The sequence below is a fragment of the Mycobacterium sp. SMC-19 genome, assembly GCF_045310815.1.
Lineage (GTDB): Bacteria > Actinomycetota > Actinomycetes > Mycobacteriales > Mycobacteriaceae > Mycobacterium.
Genome location: NZ_JBJIAM010000015.1, coordinates 37,757 through 58,432, shown reverse-complemented (window position 1 = coordinate 58,432; position 20,676 = coordinate 37,757). Strand labels below are relative to the sequence as shown.

21 protein-coding genes are annotated in these 20,676 nt (G+C 67.3%); 1 reads left to right on the top strand and 20 read right to left on the bottom strand.

Annotation, left to right across the window (positions count from 1 at the left end):
* Positions 1-205: 205 nt before the first annotated feature.
* A complete protein-coding gene (gene murA / locus ACJH5R_RS21910) occupies positions 206-1,459 on the bottom strand; it encodes a UDP-N-acetylglucosamine 1-carboxyvinyltransferase (protein WP_067975122.1) in 1,254 nt (417 codons plus the stop codon).
* 99 nt (positions 1,460-1,558) lie between these two features.
* On the opposite strand from murA, the gene ACJH5R_RS21905 reads away from it, so the two are divergent.
* Positions 1,559-2,149 carry a cob(I)yrinic acid a,c-diamide adenosyltransferase gene (locus ACJH5R_RS21905; protein WP_406760003.1) on the top strand — a complete coding sequence of 197 codons (591 nt, stop codon included), beginning with the start codon at positions 1,559-1,561 and terminating at the stop codon, positions 2,147-2,149.
* 33 nt (positions 2,150-2,182) lie between these two features.
* On the opposite strand, the gene ACJH5R_RS21900 is transcribed toward ACJH5R_RS21905, so the two are convergent.
* The 19 genes from ACJH5R_RS21900 to ACJH5R_RS21810 form a co-directional block, all read right to left on the bottom strand.
* Positions 2,183-2,626 (bottom strand): DUF2550 domain-containing protein, encoded by a 444-nt coding sequence (locus ACJH5R_RS21900; RefSeq protein ID WP_406782907.1) that lies wholly within the window; start codon positions 2,624-2,626, stop codon positions 2,183-2,185.
* Between the two features lie 14 nt (positions 2,627-2,640).
* Positions 2,641-3,006, bottom strand: coding sequence for a F0F1 ATP synthase subunit epsilon (locus ACJH5R_RS21895; protein ID WP_406760001.1), 366 nt, complete (start codon positions 3,004-3,006; stop codon positions 2,641-2,643).
* Positions 3,007-3,073: 67 nt separating this feature from the next.
* A complete protein-coding gene (atpD, locus tag ACJH5R_RS21890) occupies positions 3,074-4,504 on the bottom strand; it encodes a F0F1 ATP synthase subunit beta (RefSeq protein ID WP_406760000.1) in 1,431 nt (476 codons plus the stop codon).
* Positions 4,505-4,528: 24 nt separating this feature from the next.
* Positions 4,529-5,452 carry a F0F1 ATP synthase subunit gamma gene (locus ACJH5R_RS21885; RefSeq protein WP_406782906.1) on the bottom strand — a complete coding sequence of 308 codons (924 nt, stop codon included), beginning with the start codon at positions 5,450-5,452 and terminating at the stop codon, positions 4,529-4,531.
* Between the two features lie 7 nt (positions 5,453-5,459).
* Positions 5,460-7,109, bottom strand: a complete 1,650-nt coding sequence (gene atpA, locus ACJH5R_RS21880; protein WP_406759998.1) for a F0F1 ATP synthase subunit alpha — start codon at positions 7,107-7,109, stop codon at positions 5,460-5,462.
* 60 nt (positions 7,110-7,169) lie between these two features.
* Positions 7,170-8,507, bottom strand: coding sequence for a F0F1 ATP synthase subunit B/delta (locus ACJH5R_RS21875; protein ID WP_406782905.1), 1,338 nt, complete (start codon positions 8,505-8,507; stop codon positions 7,170-7,172).
* Between the two features lie 8 nt (positions 8,508-8,515).
* Positions 8,516-9,037 (bottom strand): F0F1 ATP synthase subunit B, encoded by a 522-nt coding sequence (locus ACJH5R_RS21870; RefSeq protein WP_406759996.1) that lies wholly within the window; start codon positions 9,035-9,037, stop codon positions 8,516-8,518.
* A 9-nt stretch (positions 9,038-9,046) separates the two neighbouring features.
* On the bottom strand, positions 9,047-9,307 hold the full coding sequence (locus ACJH5R_RS21865; RefSeq protein WP_019735417.1) for a F0F1 ATP synthase subunit C: 261 nt from the start codon (positions 9,305-9,307) through the stop codon (positions 9,047-9,049).
* 61 nt (positions 9,308-9,368) lie between these two features.
* Positions 9,369-10,124: a F0F1 ATP synthase subunit A gene (gene atpB, locus ACJH5R_RS21860; protein WP_406782904.1), complete on the bottom strand. Its 756-nt coding sequence runs from the start codon at positions 10,122-10,124 to the stop codon at positions 9,369-9,371.
* Complete coding sequence (locus ACJH5R_RS21855) at positions 10,117-10,563, bottom strand: hypothetical protein (protein WP_046285343.1); 447 nt, start codon at positions 10,561-10,563, stop codon at positions 10,117-10,119. Before ACJH5R_RS21855 ends, atpB begins: the two co-directional genes overlap by 8 nt.
* A 115-nt stretch (positions 10,564-10,678) precedes the next feature.
* Entirely contained in the window at positions 10,679-11,857 is a 1,179-nt protein-coding gene (locus ACJH5R_RS21850) for a glycosyltransferase family 4 protein (RefSeq protein WP_406782903.1), read from the bottom strand.
* A complete protein-coding gene (locus ACJH5R_RS21845) occupies positions 11,854-12,513 on the bottom strand; it encodes an L-threonylcarbamoyladenylate synthase (protein ID WP_406782902.1) in 660 nt (219 codons plus the stop codon). The genes ACJH5R_RS21850 and ACJH5R_RS21845 overlap by 4 nt, the downstream gene beginning before the upstream one ends.
* A complete protein-coding gene (prmC, locus tag ACJH5R_RS21840; RefSeq protein WP_406782901.1) occupies positions 12,510-13,391 on the bottom strand; it encodes a peptide chain release factor N(5)-glutamine methyltransferase in 882 nt (293 codons plus the stop codon). Before prmC ends, ACJH5R_RS21845 begins: the two co-directional genes overlap by 4 nt.
* 27 nt (positions 13,392-13,418) lie before the next feature.
* Entirely contained in the window at positions 13,419-14,495 is a 1,077-nt protein-coding gene (gene prfA / locus ACJH5R_RS21835) for a peptide chain release factor 1 (RefSeq protein ID WP_406782900.1), read from the bottom strand.
* Positions 14,496-14,567: 72 nt separating this feature from the next.
* Positions 14,568-14,810, bottom strand: a complete 243-nt coding sequence (rpmE, locus tag ACJH5R_RS21830; RefSeq protein WP_024442333.1) for a 50S ribosomal protein L31 — start codon at positions 14,808-14,810, stop codon at positions 14,568-14,570.
* 227 nt (positions 14,811-15,037) lie between these two features.
* Entirely contained in the window at positions 15,038-17,050 is a 2,013-nt protein-coding gene (gene rho / locus ACJH5R_RS21825) for a transcription termination factor Rho (RefSeq protein WP_406782899.1), read from the bottom strand.
* Between the two features lie 265 nt (positions 17,051-17,315).
* A complete protein-coding gene (gene thrB, locus ACJH5R_RS21820) occupies positions 17,316-18,263 on the bottom strand; it encodes a homoserine kinase (protein WP_406759990.1) in 948 nt (315 codons plus the stop codon).
* On the bottom strand, positions 18,263-19,345 hold the full coding sequence (gene thrC / locus ACJH5R_RS21815) for a threonine synthase (protein ID WP_406759989.1): 1,083 nt from the start codon (positions 19,343-19,345) through the stop codon (positions 18,263-18,265). The genes thrB and thrC overlap by 1 nt, the downstream gene beginning before the upstream one ends.
* Positions 19,342-20,661, bottom strand: a complete 1,320-nt coding sequence (locus ACJH5R_RS21810) for a homoserine dehydrogenase (RefSeq protein WP_406760007.1) — start codon at positions 20,659-20,661, stop codon at positions 19,342-19,344. Before ACJH5R_RS21810 ends, thrC begins: the two co-directional genes overlap by 4 nt.
* Between the last annotated feature and the right edge of the window lie 15 nt (positions 20,662-20,676).

Genomic DNA, 20,676 nt, shown 5'->3' with positions numbered 1-20,676 from the left:
GGGGCGCCAAAGGCATGGCAAAAACAACAACAAACAAAAACCACCAAACACACTATTGAGTTCTCAAACAACACGCCGCCTGGCTTCAGGCAACCCCGCTACTATACTCCGTAGATGGAGTTGAGTCAACTCCGAGTTTTTCGGGGCTTCCGGAAGGACTTCCAGACTGTCGGTAGTTCCGCGGTCCGCGTCCCTCCGGCTCGACCTATATTACACGTTCTATCTCAGCGCCCAAATCGCCTAGATATTCCACGAACAACGGGTAGCCGCGATCGATGTGAAAGACGTCGTGGACCTCGGTCTCACCGTCTGCGACCAGGCCCGCAAGGACCAGACCGGCGCCGGCACGGATGTCGGAGGCCCAAACCGGTGCACTGGAGAGCTGCGGCAGCCCACGCACCACCGCATGGTGACCGTCGGTGCGGGCATCGGCCCCCAATCGGATCATCTCCTCGACGAACCGGAATCTGGCTTCGAAGACGTTCTCGGTGATCATCGAGGTGCCGTCTGCGATCGCCGCGAGGCCGATTGCCATCGGCTGCAGGTCGGTGGGGAATCCCGGAAACGGCAAGGTCGCCACGTTCACGGCCTTGGGCCGCTCGTATTGGACCACCCGGAACCCGTTGTCGGACTGGGTGACGGTCGCCCCCGCATCGTGCAACTTGTGCAGGACGAGCTGCAGGTGCGCCGGGTCCACGCCGGTGACCGAGATGTCGCCGCGGGTCATCACCGCGGCGATAGCCCAGGTCGCCGCCACGATCCGGTCGCCGATCACTTCATGTTCGGTGGGATGCAGACGCGGTACCCCGGTGATCTTCAACGTCGGGGAGCCCGCACCTTCGATCTGCGCGCCCATCTGGTTGAGCATCGTGCACAGATCAGCGACATCGGGTTCACGCGCCGCGTTGTGGATGGTCGTGACGCCCTCGGCCAGGACCGCGGCCATCAAGATGTTCTCGGTGGCGCCGACCGACGGAAACTCCAACTGAATCTCGGCGCCGCGCAGCTTCTCGGCGTGCGCGACCACGCAACCATGCTCGATATTGCAGGTGGCGCCCAGTTGACGTAGGCCGGCCTGGTGCATGTCGAGCGGGCGAGACCCGATCGCGTCGCCGCCCGGTAGCGCGACCTTCGCCTGCAGACAGCGGCCCACCAAGGGGCCCAGCACACAGACCGAAGCCCGGAACTGGCGCACCGCGGCGAAGTCCGCGTCGTACTTGGGTTCGTCCGGCGAAGTGATGCGCACCGTGGTGCCGTCAAGCTCGACGTTGGCACCCAGGCCGCGCAGCACCTCAGCCATCAACGGCACGTCCAGAATGTCCGGGCAGTTGGTGATGGTGCTGGTGCCCTCCGCCAACAGGGCCGCCGCCATCAGCTTCAGGACGCTGTTCTTAGCGCCACCGACGGCGACCTCACCGGACAATCGGTTACCGCCGGTAACCACGAAACGCTCACCCACTCGCGTCAGTGTAGTGACGACGCGAGGACTATCCCGACCAATCCGGGCTCCTGCCGAACCGGGGATTGCAGTGGTTCCCTCCCCCGGTACGGTTTGACTATGGCGGTGCACATCACTCGCGTTTACACCCGTACCGGCGACGACGGGACGACAGGCCTCAGCGATTTCTCTCGCGTGCCCAAGACCGATCCGAGGCTGGTGGCCTATGCCGATGTCGAGGAGGCCAACGCGGCGATCGGTGTTGCGATCGCGCTTGGCGACCCCGCCGAGACGGTCAGCGCCACGCTGCTGCACATCCAGAACGACCTGTTCGACGCGGGCGCAGACTTGGCCACGCCGGTCGCCGAGAATCCGAAGTACCCGCCGCTGCGGATCACCGCCGACTACGTCGACCGGGTGGAGGCGTGGTGTGACGAATACAACGAACAGCTGCCCCCGCTCAACTCGTTCATCCTGCCAGGTGGCTCACCACTGTCGGCATTGCTGCACGTGGCCCGAACCGCGGTGCGCCGGGCCGAGCGCTCGGCCTGGGCTGCCCTCGACGCCTATCCGGACGGGGTGTCGGTGCTGCCGGCGAAGTACCTGAATCGGTTGTCGGACTTGATGTTTGTGCTGTGCCGCGTGGCCAATGCCGACGGCGACGTGCTCTGGAAGCCCGGCGGCGAACGCACCGACGGTCCCGAAAAATAGTCCGCGCCAACGGCTCCAACGCCGTAGGGCTGCTCAGTAGCTCTGGCGCCGGGAACGGGGCGACGGGCGCGCCTCCAGCCAGGACAGGAACGCGGTCCGCGCGCCGCGGTCCAGCGCTATCTCGAAGCCGGCCCGGTGGTCCTGACTGACGTCGCAGAGTTCCAGCACCACGATCTCGTCAGTCATGATGTCGAATTCGTCGCCCCGGGGCGCGCGGCGCGCCACCACGTCCACACCACGTCGGCTCAGCCGACGATCCGGCCACAACCGCACGCTGGAAAGACGGTAGAAGGCGGCTTCACCGCCCCGATAGCGGACGACGCCATGACGCCAGCCATGGCCGCCGACCGCCGGAAGGTCCCGCATGATTGCCGCGGTGCCGCCCTGGCGCAGCTTCCACAGCCGATAGCTCAGCGCGACAACAGCGCTGAGGAGAACAACGACAAGCACGACCATGCCGATCATGGGCGTGCTCATCGTCTTCAGACCTACTAGTCGATCACACCCAGGGCGCGCAGCCTGGCCCGTCCCTGTGCGGCCATCTTCGGGTCGCTGGACTGGGCCTCGTGCCGCGCGGTCGCTTCGTCGATCTCTGCGGCGAAGTCGACCGCCTCGGCCAGGATGCTGACGCCCTCGTCGGTCACCGACAGGAAGCCGCCATGCACGGCGAGCCGCAGCTCACCCTCCTCGACGCGGTCCACCCGCACCATGGCGTCATCGACGAGCTCGGCGACCACCGGGATGTGCCCCGGCAAGATGCCGATCTCACCAACGGTGGTCCGGGTGAAGATGAACGTGGCCTTGCCCGACCACACCTTGCGATCGACCGCGACGATGTCGACGTCAAGCTCTGCCATTACCCACCGCCTTTCGTCTTGGTAGGACGCTCTTCGCGCAAGCGCTCATCGCCAGCAGCACACCCGGTCACAGCTTGGCGCCCAGGCTCTCGGCCTTCTTGGCCAGGTCGTCGAGGCCACCGATCAGGAAGAACGCCTGCTCGGGCAGGTGGTCGAAGTCACCCTTGGTCAGGCGGTCGAAGGCCTCGATGGTCTCCTTCAGCGGCACCGTCGAGCCGGGCTGGCCGGTGAACTGCTCGGCAGCCATCATGTTCTGGCTCAGGAACCGCTCGATACGCCGTGCCCGGCCGACCAGCTGCTTGTCCTCTTCGGAGAGCTCGTCGATACCGAGGATGGCGATGATGTCCTGCAGGTCCTTGTAACGCTGCAGGACCCGGATGACCTCCTGGGCGACACGGTAGTGGTCTTCACCGACGATGGCCGGGTCCAGAATGGTCGAGCTGGAGGCCAGCGGGTCCACCGCCGGGAAGATGCCCTTGGAGAACACCGCACGGGACAGCTCGGTGGTGGCGTCCAGGTGCGCGAACGTGGTCGCCGGCGCCGGGTCGGTGTAGTCGTCGGCGGGCACGTACACGGCCTGCATCGAGGTGATGGACCGACCTCGGGTCGAGGTGATCCGCTCCTGCAGCTCACCCATCTCGTCGGCCAGCGTGGGCTGGTAACCCACGGCCGAAGGCATCCGGCCCAGCAGGGTCGAAACCTCGGAGCCGGCCTGGGTGAACCGGAAGATGTTGTCGATGAACAGCAGCACGTCCTGGCCCGCCTCGTCGCGGAACCACTCGGCCATGGTCAGGGCCGACAGGGCCACCCGCATACGCGTGCCCGGCGGCTCGTCCATCTGGCCGAACACCAAGGCGGTGTCCTTGAGCACGTTGGCGTCCTCGAGCTCGACCCACAGGTCGTTGCCCTCACGGGTCCGCTCCCCCACGCCGGCGAACACCGAGGTGCCACCGAAGTTGCGGGCGATACGGTTGATCATCTCCTGGATCAGCACGGTCTTGCCCACGCCGGCACCACCGAACAGGGCGATCTTGCCGCCACGCACGTACGGGGTGAGCAGGTCCACGACCTTCAGGCCGGTCTCGAGCATCTCGGTGCGCGGTTCCAGCTCGTTGAAGGCCGGGGGCTTCCGGTGGATGCCCCAGTGCTCGAAGTCCTCGCCGTAACCCGGCTTGTCGAGGCAGTGGCCCAGTGCGTTGAACACGTGGCCCTTGACCTCGTGCCCCACCGGCACCGAGATCGCGGCACCGGTGTCGGTGACCGCGGTGCCACGCACCAGGCCGTCGGTGGGCTGCATCGAAATGGTGCGGACCAGGTTGTCACCCAAGTGCTGGGCGACCTCGAGGGTCAGCGTCTTGGCCAGCTCCGAGAAGGAGATCTCCGCGTGCAGAGCGTTGAACAGCTCGGGCACCGCGCCCCGGGGGAACTCGACGTCGACGACGGGGCCGGTTACGCGCACCACGCGGCCGGCGGTTGTCTTGTCAGCGGTAACAGTCATTATCTTCTTCGCTTCCTTGGGGACTTACCGGGCGGCGTCGGCGAGGGCATTCGCACCGCCAACGATTTCGCTGATTTCCTGGGTGATCTGAGCCTGGCGCTCGCGGTTGGCCTCAAGGGTCAACGCTTTGATCAAGTCGTCGGCGTTGTCGGTCGCCGACTTCATCGCGCGCTGGCGCGAAGCCAGCTCCGAGGCCGCCGAGTCGAGCAGCGCGGCGTACACGCGGGTGGTCAGATACCGCGGCAGCAGCGAGTCGAACAGCGTCGTGGCATCCGGCTCGAAGGAGTACAGGGTCTTCGGCCCGGTCTCCTCGCCCACGTACTCCACCAGCATCGGGGCGATCCGACGCGCCTCGGCCGACTGCGACAGCATCGAGCGGAAGTCGGTCGACACGATGTGCAGTTCGTCGACGCCCAGGACCCCGTCGGTGCCCGGGTGGTCGCCGTCGTCGTCGACGCCGGCCAGGAATGCCTCAACCAGGGTGGAGGCGATCGTGGCGGCGTTCTCGTATGTCGGCTGCTCGGAGAATCCGGTCCAGGAGTCGGTCACCGACCAGTTCCGGAACGAGTAGTAGGCCAGCGCCTTGCGGCCGACGACGTAGAGCACCGGGTCCTTGCCCTCCGAGCGCAGCAGAGAGAACAGTTCCTCTGCCCGACGAAAGACGTTGGCGTTGTAGCCGCCACACAGACCACGGTCGGACGACACCACCAGGACACCCGCCCGCTTGGGCTCGCTGCGCTCGACCAGCAACGGGTGGTCCAGGGCCGCCTCGGCGGCCAGGGTGGTGAGCAACCGGGTGATCTCGACGGCGTACGGCCGTGCCGTTTCCAGCCGGGCCTGCGCCCGGCCGATACGCGAGGTGGCGATCAGCTCCTGGGCCTTGGTGATCTTCTTGATCGACCCGGCTGAGCGGATTCGCCCGCGTAGTTCGCGAAGTGTGGCTGCCATATCGGCGTTACTTCTTCTTCGCCGGCGCGGCCTTGTGGACCTGCACCGCTTCCTTGCCGAGCTTGTCCTCGTCGAGCGCCTCGACGTGCGCGTCGGGCACCACCGAGCTGCCGTCCGTGGCGGCGAAGCCCTTCTTGAACTGGTTGATCACGGCGACCAGCTTCTCGTTGGCCTCATCGGAGAGCTTCTTGGACTCACGAATCCCGGTCAGGATGTCATTCTCCGAAGCCCGGATGTGGTCCAGCAACTCGGATTCGAAGCGGCCCACGTCCTCGACCGGCACCGAGTCCAGGTGACCTTCGGTACCCAGGAAGATCGAGACCACCTGCTCCTCGACCGGCAGCGGTGCGTACTGGGGCTGCTTGAGCAGCTCCACCAGGCGTGCACCACGCTCCAGCTGAGCCTTCGACGTGGCGTCCAGGTCGGAGGCGAAAGCGGCGAAGGCCTCCAGCTCGCGGTACTGCGACAGGTCCAGACGCAGCGAGCCGGCCACCTCCTTCATCGCCTTGATCTGGGCGGCGCCACCGACACGGGACACCGACACACCGACGTTGATGGCCGGGCGAACACCCTGGTTGAACAGGTCGCTCTCCAGGAAGCACTGGCCGTCGGTGATCGAGATGACGTTGGTCGGGATGTAGGCCGAGATGTCGTTGGCCTTGGTCTCGATGATCGGCAGACCGGTCAGCGAACCGCCGCCCAGCTCGTCGGAGAGCTTCGCGCAACGCTCCAGCAGACGAGAGTGCAGGTAGAACACGTCACCCGGGTAGGCCTCGCGGCCCGGCGGGCGGCGCAGCAACAGCGAGATGGCGCGGTAGGCCTCGGCCTGCTTGGTCAGGTCGTCGAACACGATCAGCACGTGCTTGCCCGAGTACATCCAGTGCTGGGCGATCGCCGAGCCGGTGTAGGGGGCCAGCCACTTGAAGCCGGCGGAGTCGGACGCCGGCGCGGCGACGATCGTGGTGTAGTCCATGGCGCCGCCCTCTTCCAGCGCGCGACGCACGCTGGCGATGGTGGTGCCCTTCTGGCCGATCGCGACGTAGACGCAACGAACCTGCTGGTTCGGGTCCCCGGTCTCCCAGTTCTTGCGCTGGTTGAGGATGGTGTCCACACAGAGCGCGGTCTTGCCGGTCTTGCGGTCGCCGATGATGAGCTGACGCTGGCCGCGGCCGATCGGGGTCATGGCGTCGACAGCCTTGATACCAGTCTGCAGCGGCTCGCTGACGCTCTGACGCTGAACCACCGAGGGGGCCTGCATCTCAAGCGGACGGCGAGTCTCGGCCTCGATCTCGCCGCGCGCGTCGATGGGCTGTCCCAGCGGGTTGACGACGCGACCGAGGAAGCCGTCGCCGACCGGCACCGAGAGCACCTCACCGGTGCGCTTGACCTGCTGACCTTGCTCGATGTGCTCGAATTCACCCAGGATCACCGCACCGACGCTGTGCTCGTCGAGGTTCAGGGCCACGCCCAGCACGCCGCCGGGGAACTCCAGGAGCTCCTGGGTCATCACCGAAGGCAGGCCCTCGACGTGTGCGATGCCGTCCCCGGCGTCGATGACGGTGCCGACCTCCTCGCGCGCGGTCTCGGCGCTGAAGGAGCTCACGTACTCCTCGATCGCCCCCTGAATGTCGTCAGAGGAGATTGTCAACTCTGCCATGGCTTTTCGTCTTCCTGCCTTCGAAATGGGTGATGGGCTCTGGGACCGGGTAGGTCCGGGTCAGTCGGGCAATTGCGTCTTCGCGGCCGCGAGGCGCGACGACAGCGTGCCGTCGATCACCTCGTCGCCGACCGAGATCGCCAACCCGCCTAGGCGTGCGGGGTCGACGTCGACCTGCACACGCACCGGGTGGCTGTAGATCCGGCTCAGCACGGAATTCAGCCGGGCGCGCTGGGCGTCGCTGAGTTCGGCGGCCGCACCGACGTCCGCCACCAATTCGCCGCGACGTGCCACTGCGATCTGAGCAAGCTCGGTGATCGCCTGATGCGCGGACTGGCCACGCAGCAGCCGTACGGTCTGCTCGAGTAGCGCCACCGTGATCGGGTTGGCACCACTGCCACCGCCGATGACATTGCTCAGCAACCCGACCCGACCAGCGGCCGGGGTCGCGGTGTCGCCGAGCAGGATGTCCAGACGGGGCTGGGCATCCAACACGCGGGAGAACCGGAACAGCTGGTCCTCCACCTCGTCGACGGTGCCGGCACTCTCGGCCGACAGCAACAGTGTCTGCCGGGCGACGTGCTCGAGGGCGGTGACCAGATCCTCGCCGTTGGACCACCGGGCCGAAGCGGCGTCGGTCACCAGTGTCAGTGCGCCGGCACCGATCTTGTCGGCGAACAGCCGCTGCACCAGACGCACCTTCGGTGCGGCGTCGTCGGTCGGCACGGTCAGGTGCCGGGTGATCACGCTCTCGCGCTCCAGCAGTTCGGCGACCGCGGTCAGGTCACCGGCCAGCGCGGCCAAGCCCTGCTGGTCCAGGCCACCGGCCACTTCGCTGAACTTGTTCAGCACGCCGGCCAACGCCTGGCGGCTCGCAGAACGCATCCGGACCAGGATCGGTGATTCGACCTCGACGGACTTCGGCGCCATGGCGTCGAGCTCGTCGAGGAACCGGTCCACAGTGGCCGACTGCCGCTGCGGATCGGCGACGTGCGCGCGAACCAGTTCGCCCGCCCGCTGCACCGCTTCGGCACCCAAGCCGGACCGCAGCTCACGGATGAGTTGCGCCCGCATCAGACCGACCTGCTGTCCGCCGGTGGCCTTCACGCGCTCGGCGTCGACACCGGCCTGGCTACGCAGTTGCTCGGCGATCCGCTCGGCGTCCGAGCGGGCCTCCGCGGTCACCCGCTGCGCCTCGGCGGTGGCGTTTGCCAGTGCCGTGGAGTGCGCCTGACCGGCTTCGGTCAGACGAGCGGCGGCGGCTGCCGCCTCCTCCAGCTGCTTGCGCACCGACTCCTGCTGGTCGGCCATCAGCTTGCGTACCGGTGGCACGACGAACTTGACCAGCAGCCACACGATGATGGCAAAGCCGACCAGCTGCCCGATGAAAATCGACATCTCTGTTGCTACCGCCCCGTACTCGCCGCGGAAAGTGCCTCGGCGTCAACGCCGAGGATCCGGCCGGCCAGGGTGGCGGACAGTGTCTCCACCCGGGCCTGCAGCTGGTCACTCACCGCATCGCCTTCTTGCTTGAGCTTGTCGGTGGCGGCCTGCAATGTCGAGGCCACCTCCGCCTCGGCCGCCGAACGCTGCTCGTCGATCACCTTGCGACCCTCGGCACGGGCTTCGTCCCGTGCCGTGCTGGCCTCAAGGCGCGCCGCCGCCATCTGCTTCTCGTAGTCGGCGTCGGCCGCCGCGAACTGCTCGGCGGACTCCCGATTGTCGGCGAGAGTCTTGGTGACCATGTTCTCGCGCTCCCGCAGCACCTTCATGATCGGCGGCACCACGAAGGTACTGATCACGCCGAGCACGATCAGGAAGATCGCGAGCACGACAAAGAAGGTGCCGTCGGGAATGAGGAAGCTCTTCTTCGGGCCTTCCTCAGCCGCCTCGCTCAAAGCGAGGACAGCAACGCTCATGTCACCCATCTTTGTGCGTTACTGCTGTGCGGCGATCGGGGTGGCGAAGACGAACAACGCCATGAAGGCCAGGTTGATGAAGTAGGCCGCTTCGACCAGACCAACCGTGATGAAGAACGGGGTGAACAGGCGACCCTGAGCTTCGGGCTGACGAGCGATACCGGCGATCAGCGCGTTACCGGCGATACCGTCACCGATACCGGCGCCGATGGCACCGCCGCCCATGATGAGACCGCCGCCGATGAGGGCACCAAGTCCGATCAGATTGGGATCTGCCATTTCATTCCTCCTTGCTAGCTGGTAGTGCTCTACCAGGTCTGATGTGGTCGTGCAGGTGGTACTAGTGGTGGTCTTCTTCGAGCTCCATGGCCTGGCTGAAGTACAGGATGGTCAGCAGCGCGAAGATGAACGCCTGGATCAGTCCGACGAACAGGTCGAAGGTCTTCCAGATCGCGTTCGGCGCGACCATGAAGACCGGCCCGAGCAGCGCGATCAGGCTGACCAGGATGCCGCCGGCGAAGATGTTGCCGAACAGACGCAGGGACAGCGAGACCGGCTTGGCGATCTCTTCGACCAGGTTGATCGGCGCCAGGATCGCGACGTGGCCCTTGAGCACCCGCAGCGGGTGGCCGATGAAGCCGCGGCGCCAGAAGCCGGCCAGGTGGTAACCGCAGAACACCAGCAGGGCCAGCGCCAGCACGAAGTTGATGTCGGCGGCGGCAGAGGAAATCAACTCATGGATGCCGTGCTCGTCGGAGTACTGCACCGGCAGCACCGACAGCCAGTTACAGACCAGGATGAAGATGAAGATCGTCACCGCCAGCGGCAGCACGAACGGGGCGATCTTCATCCCGATGGCGCCCTCGATCTGGTTGCGCATCTGAATGGTGATCGCCTCGAAGAACAGCTGCACCCCGCCCGGGACGCCGCTCGAGGTGACCTTGGCGCGCAGGAACAGCGCCAGGGCGATCACGATCACCGCCGCGATCGCGGTGGAGGTGATGGTGTCGATGTTGACCTCACCGACCAGCGGCCACACCGCGGTCTCGTGGTGGCCGACCTCGATGGCTCCCTCAGCCACGATCGACTCAGTCATTTTCCGTCCCTTCAGCGCCCGACTCTGACGCTTGCGCGCGGAGCTTTTTTACCACTGGCAGCATGGTGGTCAGCACCAGCACTACCTCGAACAAGGCCAATCCGAACAGCGCGCCGAGGCCCTCTGGACGGAACTGGTAAGCGATAGCCAGGCCGATCGCGCTGATGACCAGCAGACGAGACGCCGAGTTCAGCGCCATCTTCTTCTTCAGCGGATGGTCGGAGGCGGTGATCTTCAGTGCCGATCGGCGAATCAGCAGGGCGTTGCCCAGACCGAGCGCCAGGCCCAGCCCGAAGAACACTCCGAACAGCGGGCGGCCGAATTGAGCAGCCGCGGCGATTGCGGCAGCGGTCAGAGCGACACAGATCAGTGACAGCCGAATCGGCTGGAACACCACCGACGGCAACACCAACGGCGCATCCTGCGCTGGTGTCGTCACCGCCTCACCCCAATCTGAATCTGCCCTGCGTCACTGTCGTGAAGTCGCCCGCCGAGCGTATCGGATGCCCGAACGCACTGTGGAACCACCTACAACACCATCTTAGACGGTGCTACTACCGCGCGTCGTAGGGGTCGTCTTCGGGGCTGCCGCCCCGGCGTAGCAACGGGATGAGCGTAACGACAATCGCGATGAGCATCGCACCCAACATCACCGCCCCGGTGTAGCGCGGGTCGAAGAAGATGGTGCCGGCCGCCCCGAACGCGACGATCGCGGTCCACAAGTAGATCAGCAGCACCACCCGGCGATCGGAATGGCCGATCTGCAGCAACCGGTGGTGCAGGTGCATCTTGTCCGGGCTGAAGGGACTGAGCCCAGCCCGAGTACGACGGATGATCGCCAGCAGCACGTCCAGGGCCGGCACACACATCACGGCCGCCACCAGCAGGAACGGTGACAGCAGCGCGAAGACGTCGCGCGCGCCGTAGGCGGTCTGCGAGATCGGCCCGGCCGCGGTGGTGGACGCCGCGGCCAGCATCAGCCCGATCAGCATCGAGCCGGAGTCACCCATGAAGATCTTCGCGGGGCTGAAATTGTGCGGCAGGAATCCGAGACAAGCGCCGGCCAAGACCACCGAGATCAACGCCGGCGGGTAGAACAGCACGTCGCCGCCGTGGTCCTGCAGCACGCCGACGGAGAACATGCAGATCGCCAGCGCGGTGATTAGTCCCAGGCCGGCGGCCAGCCCGTCGAGGCCGTCGACGAAGTTCATGGCGTTGACGATCGAGACCGTCAACGCCAGCGTGAGCAGGATCGACGACACCTGATCGAGCACCACGGTGCCGACGCCGCCGATCGGGATGTAGAGCACGCTCCAGGCCACGCCCATGGTGACCAGCACGCTGGCCGCGGTGATCTGACCGGCGAATTTTGTCAGGGCGTCCAGGCCCCACTTGTCGTCGAGCAGACCGATTCCCATGATGACCCCGCCGGCCAGCACCACCGCCGGCATCCCGGTGGAATAGACGAAGCCGCGCGTGAGCGCCGGCAGCTGCGAGGCCAGGAAGATCCCCGCGACGATCCCGACGTACATCGCCAGCCCACCCATTCGCGGTGTCGGCTGCACATGGACATCGCGTTCGCGCGGGTAGGCGACCGCACCGATCCGGGTGGCCATCCAGCGAACGGGTCCGGTGGTGAAGTAGGTGATGATCGCGGCGGTCAGTCCGACCAGCGCCAGCTCCCGCAGCGGCACGCCGGCACCACGGTCGGCCAGCGCCAGCAGGCTGGTCACGGTGTTCCCGTCAGGGAGTCCGGATCCAGCCCCAGCACGGCGCCGATCTGTTCGGCCGAGACCGGTCCGGTCCGGACGATCCGCGGCGCGGGGCCGGTGAGATCCACGATCGTCGACGCCGCGCCCTGTTCGGCCGGGCCCGCGTCGAGATAGACGTCGACGGACTCCCCCAGTTGGCTTTGCGCTTCGCCGGCCTCGACCGCGGGCGACCCACCGGAGACGTTGGCGCTGGACACCGCCATCGGGCCCACCGCCTTGAGGACCTCCAGGGCCACCGGGTGCAGCGGCATGCGCACCATGACGGTGCCGCGGGCCTCGCCGAGATCCCATTGCAGCGACGGCGCCTGGGTGACGATCAGGCTGAGCGCACCCGGCCAGAACGCCCGGATCAGTTCACGGGCGGTGTCGGGCACGATCAGGGCCAGCCCGTCGATGGAGTTCCACGACCCGACCAGCACCCCCACCGGCATGTCGCGGCCGCGTCGTTTGGCCGCCAGCAGCGCAGTCACCCCGGCAGCGTTGAACGCGTCGGCACCGATGCCGTAGACCGTGTCGGTCGGCAACACCACCAGTCGACCACCGCGCACAGCGTCGATCGCCGCCGTGATCCCGGCCGTACGCTGGTCCGCGTCGGTGCAGTCGAAAACCTCTGTCATGGTTGACCGTTCCTGATCGCCGTCACGAACCGGAGCCGCCCAGTCAGGTCGGGCCGGGACACTACTTCGTCGAAAAATCCAGTACCGCTGACGGTTTGGACAGTGGCCGTCGGGGTGGTGTCGTCGTGCTCAACGGCGAACAACCCACCGGGGCGCAGCAGTCGCGCAGCGAGGTCGGCCAGCGGGGTGATCACCGACATTCCGTCGGGGCCGCCGAACAGAGCGTGCTCCGGATCATGCTCAGCCACTTCAGGATCCAGATCTGCACCCTCGGGGATATAGGGCGGGTTGCTGACCATCAAGTCGACCCGACCATCAAGCTCCGACAGCAGCCCCGGCGTGGTCACGTCGGCATAGATCAGCTCCACTGGCGTACCCACGCAGTTGCGCCGCGCATAATCCAATGCCGCCTCAGAGTCCTCCACTGCGAGGACCCGCGCAGCGGGAAAGCTGCGGGACAAGGCGACCGCCAGCGCACCGGAACCGGTGCAGGCGTCGACAATCACCGGCTGCGAACCGAACGGTTGGGCCGCAGCCTGTTTCAGAACCCAGTCGAGCATGGCCTCAGTCTCCGGCCGCGGGGTGAACACCCCGGGGCCGACCTGCAGCAGGACCGGGCCGAACGCCGCGGTGCCGATCAGGTGCTGCAGCGGGATCCGGGAACTGCGTGCGGCGACCAATTCCCGGTAACGCCCGAAGAACTCGTCATCGGGTGGATCCAGCAGCGCCAGCCGGCCACGATCGGTGCCGGCCGCATGGGCAGCGAGTTCTTCGGCGTCGAAGCGGGCGGAATCGATACCGGCATCAGCGAAAAGCGCTGCAGCGGAATCGATCGCGTCCCGTATCCGGCTGCGCTCGATGGTCCGCCTCCTCCTCATCGCTTCGCTCTGCATCGTCGCCGGTGGCTATGCCGTCCCCTGTAACCGGGTTTCCTTATCGGCGGCTGCCAGCGCGTCGAACATCGGATCGAGATCCCCGTCGAGGACCTGGTCGAGGTTGTGCGCCTTGTAGCCGATGCGGTGGTCGGTAATCCGGTTCTCCGGGAAGTTGTAGGTACGGATGCGCTCGCTGCGGTCCACGGTACGGATCTGGCTGGCCCGATCGGCCGAGGCGTCGGCCTGCGCCTGCTCCTCGGCCACCGCCTGCAGCCGGGCCGCCAAGACCTGCAACGCACGGGCCTTGTTCTGCAGCTGGGACCGCTCGTTCTGGCAGGTCACCACGATCCCGGTCGGCAGGTGGGTGATCCGCACCGCGGAGTCGGTGGTGTTGACGCCCTGGCCACCCTTGCCGGAGGACCGGTAGACGTCGATGCGCAGGTCCGACTCGTCGATGGCCACCTCGCCGACCTCTTCGGGCTCGGGGTAGACCAGCACGCCGGCCGCCGAGGTGTGGACCCGGCCCTGCGATTCGGTGACCGGCACCCGCTGCACGCGGTGCACACCGCCCTCGAACTTCATCCGCGACCACACGCCGTCGGCGGACTCGCCCTTGCTCGCGATGGTCAGCGTGGCGTCCTTGTAGCCGCCGAGGTCAGAGGTGGTCTCGTCGAGGACCGTCACATTCCAGCCCTGGCGCTCGGCGTAGCGGATGTACATCCGGGCCAGGTCAGCGGCGAACAGCGCCGATTCCTCGCCGCCCTCGCCGGATTTGACCTCGAGCACGATGTCGTCGGCGTCGTGCGGGTCGCGGGGCGCCAGCATGTCGGTGAGCGCGGTGTCCAGCTCGGCGACGCGCGCCTCCAGGTCTGGAATCTCGGCGGCGAACGACGCGTCGTCGGCGGCCAGTTCCCGAGCCGCCTCAAGGTCGCCGCGGGCCGACTCGAGCTTGCGGTGGGTGGCGATGATGGGCGCCAGCTGGGCGAAGCGCCGACCGGCCCGACGAGCCTCGGCCGGATCGTTGTGCAGTTCGGGATCGGACAGCTGCGTTTCCAGGGCGGCGTGCTCGGCCAGCAGGGCGTCGATCCCCTGAACACTTTGGGTCATCTCACCTCCATCCCCGAACGCAAGCCGACGCCCGGGTGACGTGCTGGCACGTTCCGGGCGTCGGTGAGGGAGCTACTTGTCGTCGGCTGCAGCTGCTGCGGCACCGGCGTTGCGCTTGCCGTAGCGCTTCTCGAAGCGCGCGACCCGGCCGCCGCTGTCGAGGATCTTCTGCTTACCGGTGTAGAACGGGTGGCACTGCGAGCAGACCTCGACCACGATGTGGCCGCTCTCCTTGGTGCTACGGGTGGTGAAGGTGTTGCCACAACCGCAGACCACGGTGGTCTCGCCGTAGGCGGGGTGAATGCCAGTCTTCATGGTGTCCTCTTCAATCGTGGGCCGCCGGGTCGCCCGCCTTCGAATGTGAGGCGGACGTGAACCGGAACCTGAGGTTTTCGATTATGCCAGCTACGCTGTCGCCCCCCAAAACGCCGGGAGGGTTATGCGTATTCCGCTGCCGTCACCCGTCGAGATTGCCGTCAGGGTTGTGATCGCGGGGCTATCACAGCCCTGACCGCAATTTCAGTGGTCGGTGGCAGCGCCGATCAGTCGTTGTCCATTCCCGGCGTGGTCTTGGACACCTGCACCAGGAACTCGTAGTTGTTCTTGGTCTTGCGCAGCTGACTCATCAACAGGTCGATGGCCTGATGCGAATCCAGGCCGGACAGCAGCCGGCGCAGCTTGTGCACGATCGCGAACTCGTCCGGCGAGAGCAGCAGCTCGTCCTTGCGAGTGCCCGACGGGTTGACGTCGACGGCCGGGAAGACCCGGCGCTCGGCGATCTTGCGGTCCAGCTTGAGCTCGGCGTTGCCGGTGCCCTTGAACTCCTCGAAGATCACCGTGTCACCGGTGGAGCCGGTCTCCACCATCGCGGTGGCGATGATGGTCAGCGAGCCGCCGTCCTCGATGTTGCGGGCCGCGCCCAGGAACCGCTTGGGCGGGTAGAGCGCGGTGGAGTCCACACCACCGGACAGGATGCGGCCCGACGCCGGGGAGGCGTTGTTGTAGGCACGACCCAGCCGGGTGATCGAGTCCAGCAGCACGACCACGTCCTTGCCCTGCTCGACCAGGCGCTTGGCCCGCTCGATGGCCAGCTCGGCGGCCTGGGTGTGGTCTGACGGCGGCCGGTCGAAGGTCGAGGCGATGACCTCACCCTTGACCGAGCGCTGCATGTCGGTGACTTCTTCGGGACGCTCGTCGACCAGCACCACCATCAGGTGGCACTCGGGGTTGTTGCGGGTGATCGCGTTGGCGATGTCCTGCATGATCGTGGTCTTACCGGCCTTGGGCGGCGACACGATCAGCGCGCGCTGCCCCTTGCCGATCGGCATGATCAGGTCGATGACGCGGGTGGTCAGCTTCTCCCCCGAGGTCTCCAACCGCAGCCGCTGGTTCGGGTACAGCGGGGTCAGCTTGGTGAAGTCCGGACGGTTCCGGGCCTCTTCGACCGGGCCGCCGTTGACCGAGTCCAACCGCACCAGCGGGTTGAACTTCTGACGCTGGTTGGGCTGGTCGCCGTCCCGGGCCACCCGCACCGCGCCGGTCACCGCATCGCCACGGCGCAGCCCGTTCTTGCGGACCATGTTCATCGAGACGTAGACGTCGTTAGGTCCGGCCAGGTAGCCGGAGGTGCGCACGAACGCGTAGTTGTCCAGCACGTCGAGGATGCCGGCGACCGGTTGGACGACGTCGTCTTCACGCAGCTCGGCATCGCCGCGTTCGCCACCGCCGCCTTCGCCGCCACGTTCGCCACGGCGACGCCGGTCCCGGAAGCGGCGACCGCGCCGGCCACCACGTCCTTCGTCGTCGTCGCCACCGCCGCGGTTGGACTGGTCGCCGCCCTGGTCGTCGTTCTTGGACTGTGCGGCGTCGTCGGATTTGGCGTCGGCCTTGGGCTCGTTCTTGGCGCCCTCGCGCTCACGCCGCCCACCGGGCTGCTCGGCCTTGTCGGCCCTGTCGTCGTTCCGGCCCTGCTTACGCGACTCGCCCTGGGGCTCTGCCTCGGCAGGCTTGTCCTGCTCAGCCGGCTTCTCGGAGTCTCCGCCATCGGCAGCGGGCGAGCCGGTCGCGCGGCTGGCGCCACGGCGTTCGCGGCGCCGCGGTGCCGCGGCAGCGTCCGCCTCGTTGGCCGGGGCGGGCTCGGCACCGTTGGCCGCGCCGTTGGCGGGCTGCTCGGCGCTGGGCTGTGTCTTCGGCGCTTCGGCGCCACTGCCGCCGTTGCCCCCGTTGTCGGAGACCTCGCGGATGGCAGCGATCAGTTCGCTCTTGCGCATCCCCGAGGAGCCCTTGACACCGACGCGGTTGGCCAGCGCCCGCAGTTCGGGCAGCACCATCGCCGACAACGAGCTGTCGGAGGGTGCGGATGCGGCGCCGTTGTCGGGCGCCGAAGCGGGAGCGGACTCGGTGGTGGCCGGCGCCGAGGCGGTCTCCGGGGCGGACGGCGCGGCGTCACTACCGCCGGCGGCTACGTCCTGGCTGGTCTCGGAAGTACTCGGGGGGGTCGACAGCGATTCCTGTTCGGTGCTGCCTTCAGCCGTGAAGAGGTCCGTTTCGGTCACGGATTTCCTTTCTTCCCTCGTCGGTTTTCTCACGCGAGGGGCTTGGTTGCATTCAGCGGACTCGCCGAGTGCGTGTCACCGTCGACTGTTTAACGGTGTAGCCCGTATCGACGGCGTCGTAACACAAACCGTCAGCTACGGGAAGAATTTGGTGGCATCCCGGTTGACATCGCAGTCTGATTCAGGTGCTGATGCCGCGAATGCGGGACGGGACCGAGGATAGCCCGCTTCTGTGCTGGACGCAACAGATACTGCGCGGCGCGCCTCAACCCGGTACCGCCACCCCGGAGTTCCACTTGACCGCGGCGCCGACCGGCATCTCGGTGACGTTGAACACCCGCGCCTCGGGGGAATCGAGCACCGCAGCGGGCAGTTGGGCCGCTGTGGTCAACGCGATCACCGCAGGTCCGGCGCCAGAAAGCACGGCCGCGATGCCGTGGCGACGCAGCAACTGCAGGAACGCCGCGGACTCCGGCTGCGCGGCGCCACGCTGCGGCTGGTGCAGCACGTCCTCGGTGGCCGCCAGCAGCAGATCGGGCCGCTCGGTCAGTGCCACCACCAGCAGCGCGGCTCGGCTGACATTGAACCGGGCATCGCGGTGGCTGACCTGCTCGGGCAGCAAAGCCCGCGTCTCGGCAGTCGACGAGCGCAGTTGCGGGATCGCCGGGAACAGATGGATGTCGGGGTGCAGCCGCAGCGGCGCCGCCGCGTAATCGACGTTGCCGTCGGCGGCGTTGGCAGTCCATGAAACCACCGCGCCACCCAGTACGGCGGCGGCGGCGTTGTCGGGGTGGCCCTCGAACTCCGAGGCCAGCTGGATCAGCTGGGATTCGGACAGGCCGGGCCGATCGATTTGCGCAACAAGGCCGTTGACCACGGCCAGCCCGCCGACCACCGCGGCCGCCGACGAGCCCAGGCCACGCTGATGCGGAATCGCATTGCGGCAACGCACCACCATGCCCGGAGCCTCGACACCAGCCTCGCGCATGCCGCGCAGGATGCCTTGCACCACAAGGTGATCCGAGGTGAGAGGAACCTGACCGGCGCCCTCCCCCTCGACCTGCACCACCAGACCGGACTCGACGGTCTCGACGATCACCTCGTCGTAGAGGCCCAGCGCCAGGCCCAGGCTGTCGAAGCCGGGGCCCAGGTTGGCGCTCGACGCCGCAACCGCGACGCTGGCGGTCAACCCGGTCGGCAACAACTGAACCACTAGGCCAGCCCCAGTGCGGCGACAACGGTGGCCGCGTCGACGGGAACCGCGGTCACCTCGGGCATGTCCTTCAGCGCGGTGTCGGGATCTTTGAGCCCGTTGCCGGTCACGGTGCACACGACGGTCGAACCGCGCGGAACCCAGCCGTCCTCCACCGACTTGAGCAGCCCGGCGATGCTGGCAGCCGAGGCCGGCTCGACGAACACGCCCTCGGTCTGCGCCACCAGGTGATAGGCGGCCAGGATCTCGTCATCGGTGGCGGCCAGGAACCGGCCACCCGAATCCACCTGCGCTTCGACGGCCTGAGTCCAGGAGGCCGGCGAGCCGATGCGGATCGCGGTGGCGATGGTCTCCGGGTTCTTGACCGGCTCGCCCAGCACCAGCGGCGCCGCACCGGCGGCCTGGGTGCCCAGCATCTTCGGCAGCTTTTCGGTCAGGCCGTCGGCGAAGTACTCGCGGTAGCCCTTCCAGTACGCGGTGATGTTGCCGGCGTTACCGACCGGCAGCGAGTGGATGTCGGGCGCGGTGCCCAGTGCGTCGACGATCTCGAAGGCCGCGGTCTTCTGACCTTCGATGCGCACCGGGTTCACCGAGTTCACCAGCGAGATGGTCGGGAAGTCGGTGGCCATCTTGCGGGCCAGTTCCAGGCAGTCGTCGAAGTTGCCGTCGATCTGAATGATCTTGGCGCCGTGCATGACTGCCTGCGCGAGCTTGCCCATCGCAATCTTGCCCTGCGGGATCAGCACCGCACAGGTGATACCGGCCCGGGCGGCGTAGGCGGCCGCCGATGCCGAGGTGTTGCCGGTCGAGGCGCACAGCACCGCCTTTTGACCGCGGGCGACCGCGTCGGTGACCGCCATCGTCATCCCGCGGTCCTTGAACGAGCCGGTCGGGTTGAGCCCCTCGACCTTCAGGTGCACCGTGCAGCCGGCCTGCTCGGAGATCCGCTTGGCGTGGATCAGCGGGGTGCCGCCCTCGTGCAGGGTGACGGCCGTCCAGTCGTCGCCGATGGGAAGCCGATCGCGGTAGGCGCCGATCAGGCCGGGCCAGGGGCGGTGGATCGGTGTCCGGGTGGAGCTCACTGGTCTGTTCCTTCCAGTCGTAGCACGCTGGCGATCCGCTGGACTGCGTCCAGGTCAGCCAGCGCCGCAACGGTTTTCGACAATGCTGCGTCGGCAGCTCGGTGGGTGACCACCACGATTCGCGCGCCGATCAGTTGGCCGTCGTCGTCGGCCACGCCCTCCTGGCGCACCTCGGCGATGCTGACGCCGTGGGCGGCGAACTCGGCTGCCACGGTGGACAGCACACCAGGCTTGTCGGCGACGTCCATGCTCACGTAGTAGCGGGTCTGCACGTCCCCGATCGGGGCGATGGCCAGCTGGGCGTACTTGGACTCGCGCGGTCCGCGCCCGCCCTGCACCCGGTTGCGAGCGGCCATCACCAGATCACCGGTGACCGCCGATGCGGTCGGCGCACCACCGGCGCCCTGGCCGTAGAACATCAGCCGGCCGGCCGCCTCGGCTTCGACCACCACCGCGTTGAAGGCTCCGTTGACGGTGGCCAGCGGGTGGGTCAGCGGCACCAGCGCCGGGTAGACCCGGGCCGAAACCCGCTGTTGCCCATCGCCGGTGGTGATGCGCTCGCAGATCGCCAGCAGTTTGATGGTGCAGCCCAACGCCCGGGCCGTGGTGAAGTCCGCCGGGCTGATGCTGGTGATGCCCTCGCGGTAGACGTCGTCGGCCGTCACCCGGGTGTGAAAGGCGATCGATGCCAGGATCGCGGCCTTGGCGGCGGCGTCGTACCCCTCCACGTCAGCGGTCGGGTCGGCCTCGGCGTAGCCCAGCGCACTGGCATCGGCCAGCGCGGCGGTGTAGTCGGCGCCGGTGGAGTCCATTTCGGACAGGATGTAGTTGGTGGTGCCGTTAACGATGCCCGCCACCCGCAACACGGTGTCGCCGGCCAGCGACTGGGTCAACGGCCGGATGACCGGGATCGCGCCGGCGACGGCAGCCTCGAAGTATAGGTCTACACGCGCGTTCTCGGCGGCCTCGGCCAGTTCGCCGGTGGACCTCGACAGCAGGGCCTTGTTGGCGGTCACGACGGATTTGCCGTGCGCGATCGCCGACAGGATCGCCTTGCGGGCCGGCTCGACCGGGCCCATCAGTTCCACGACGATGTCAACGTCGCTGCGCGACACCAGGCTGTCGATGTCGTCGGTGAGCAACTCCTCGGGCACGCCACGGTCGGCCGCCACCCGGCGCACCCCGACCCCGCGCAGCACCAGTGGCGCACCGATGCGGGCGGCCAGATCATCAGCGCTCGACTCGAGGATGCGAACGACTTCGCTGCCGACGTTGCCCAAGCCGAGAACTGCCACCCCTACCGGGGCCCCGGACATCTGCGAACCGGACAT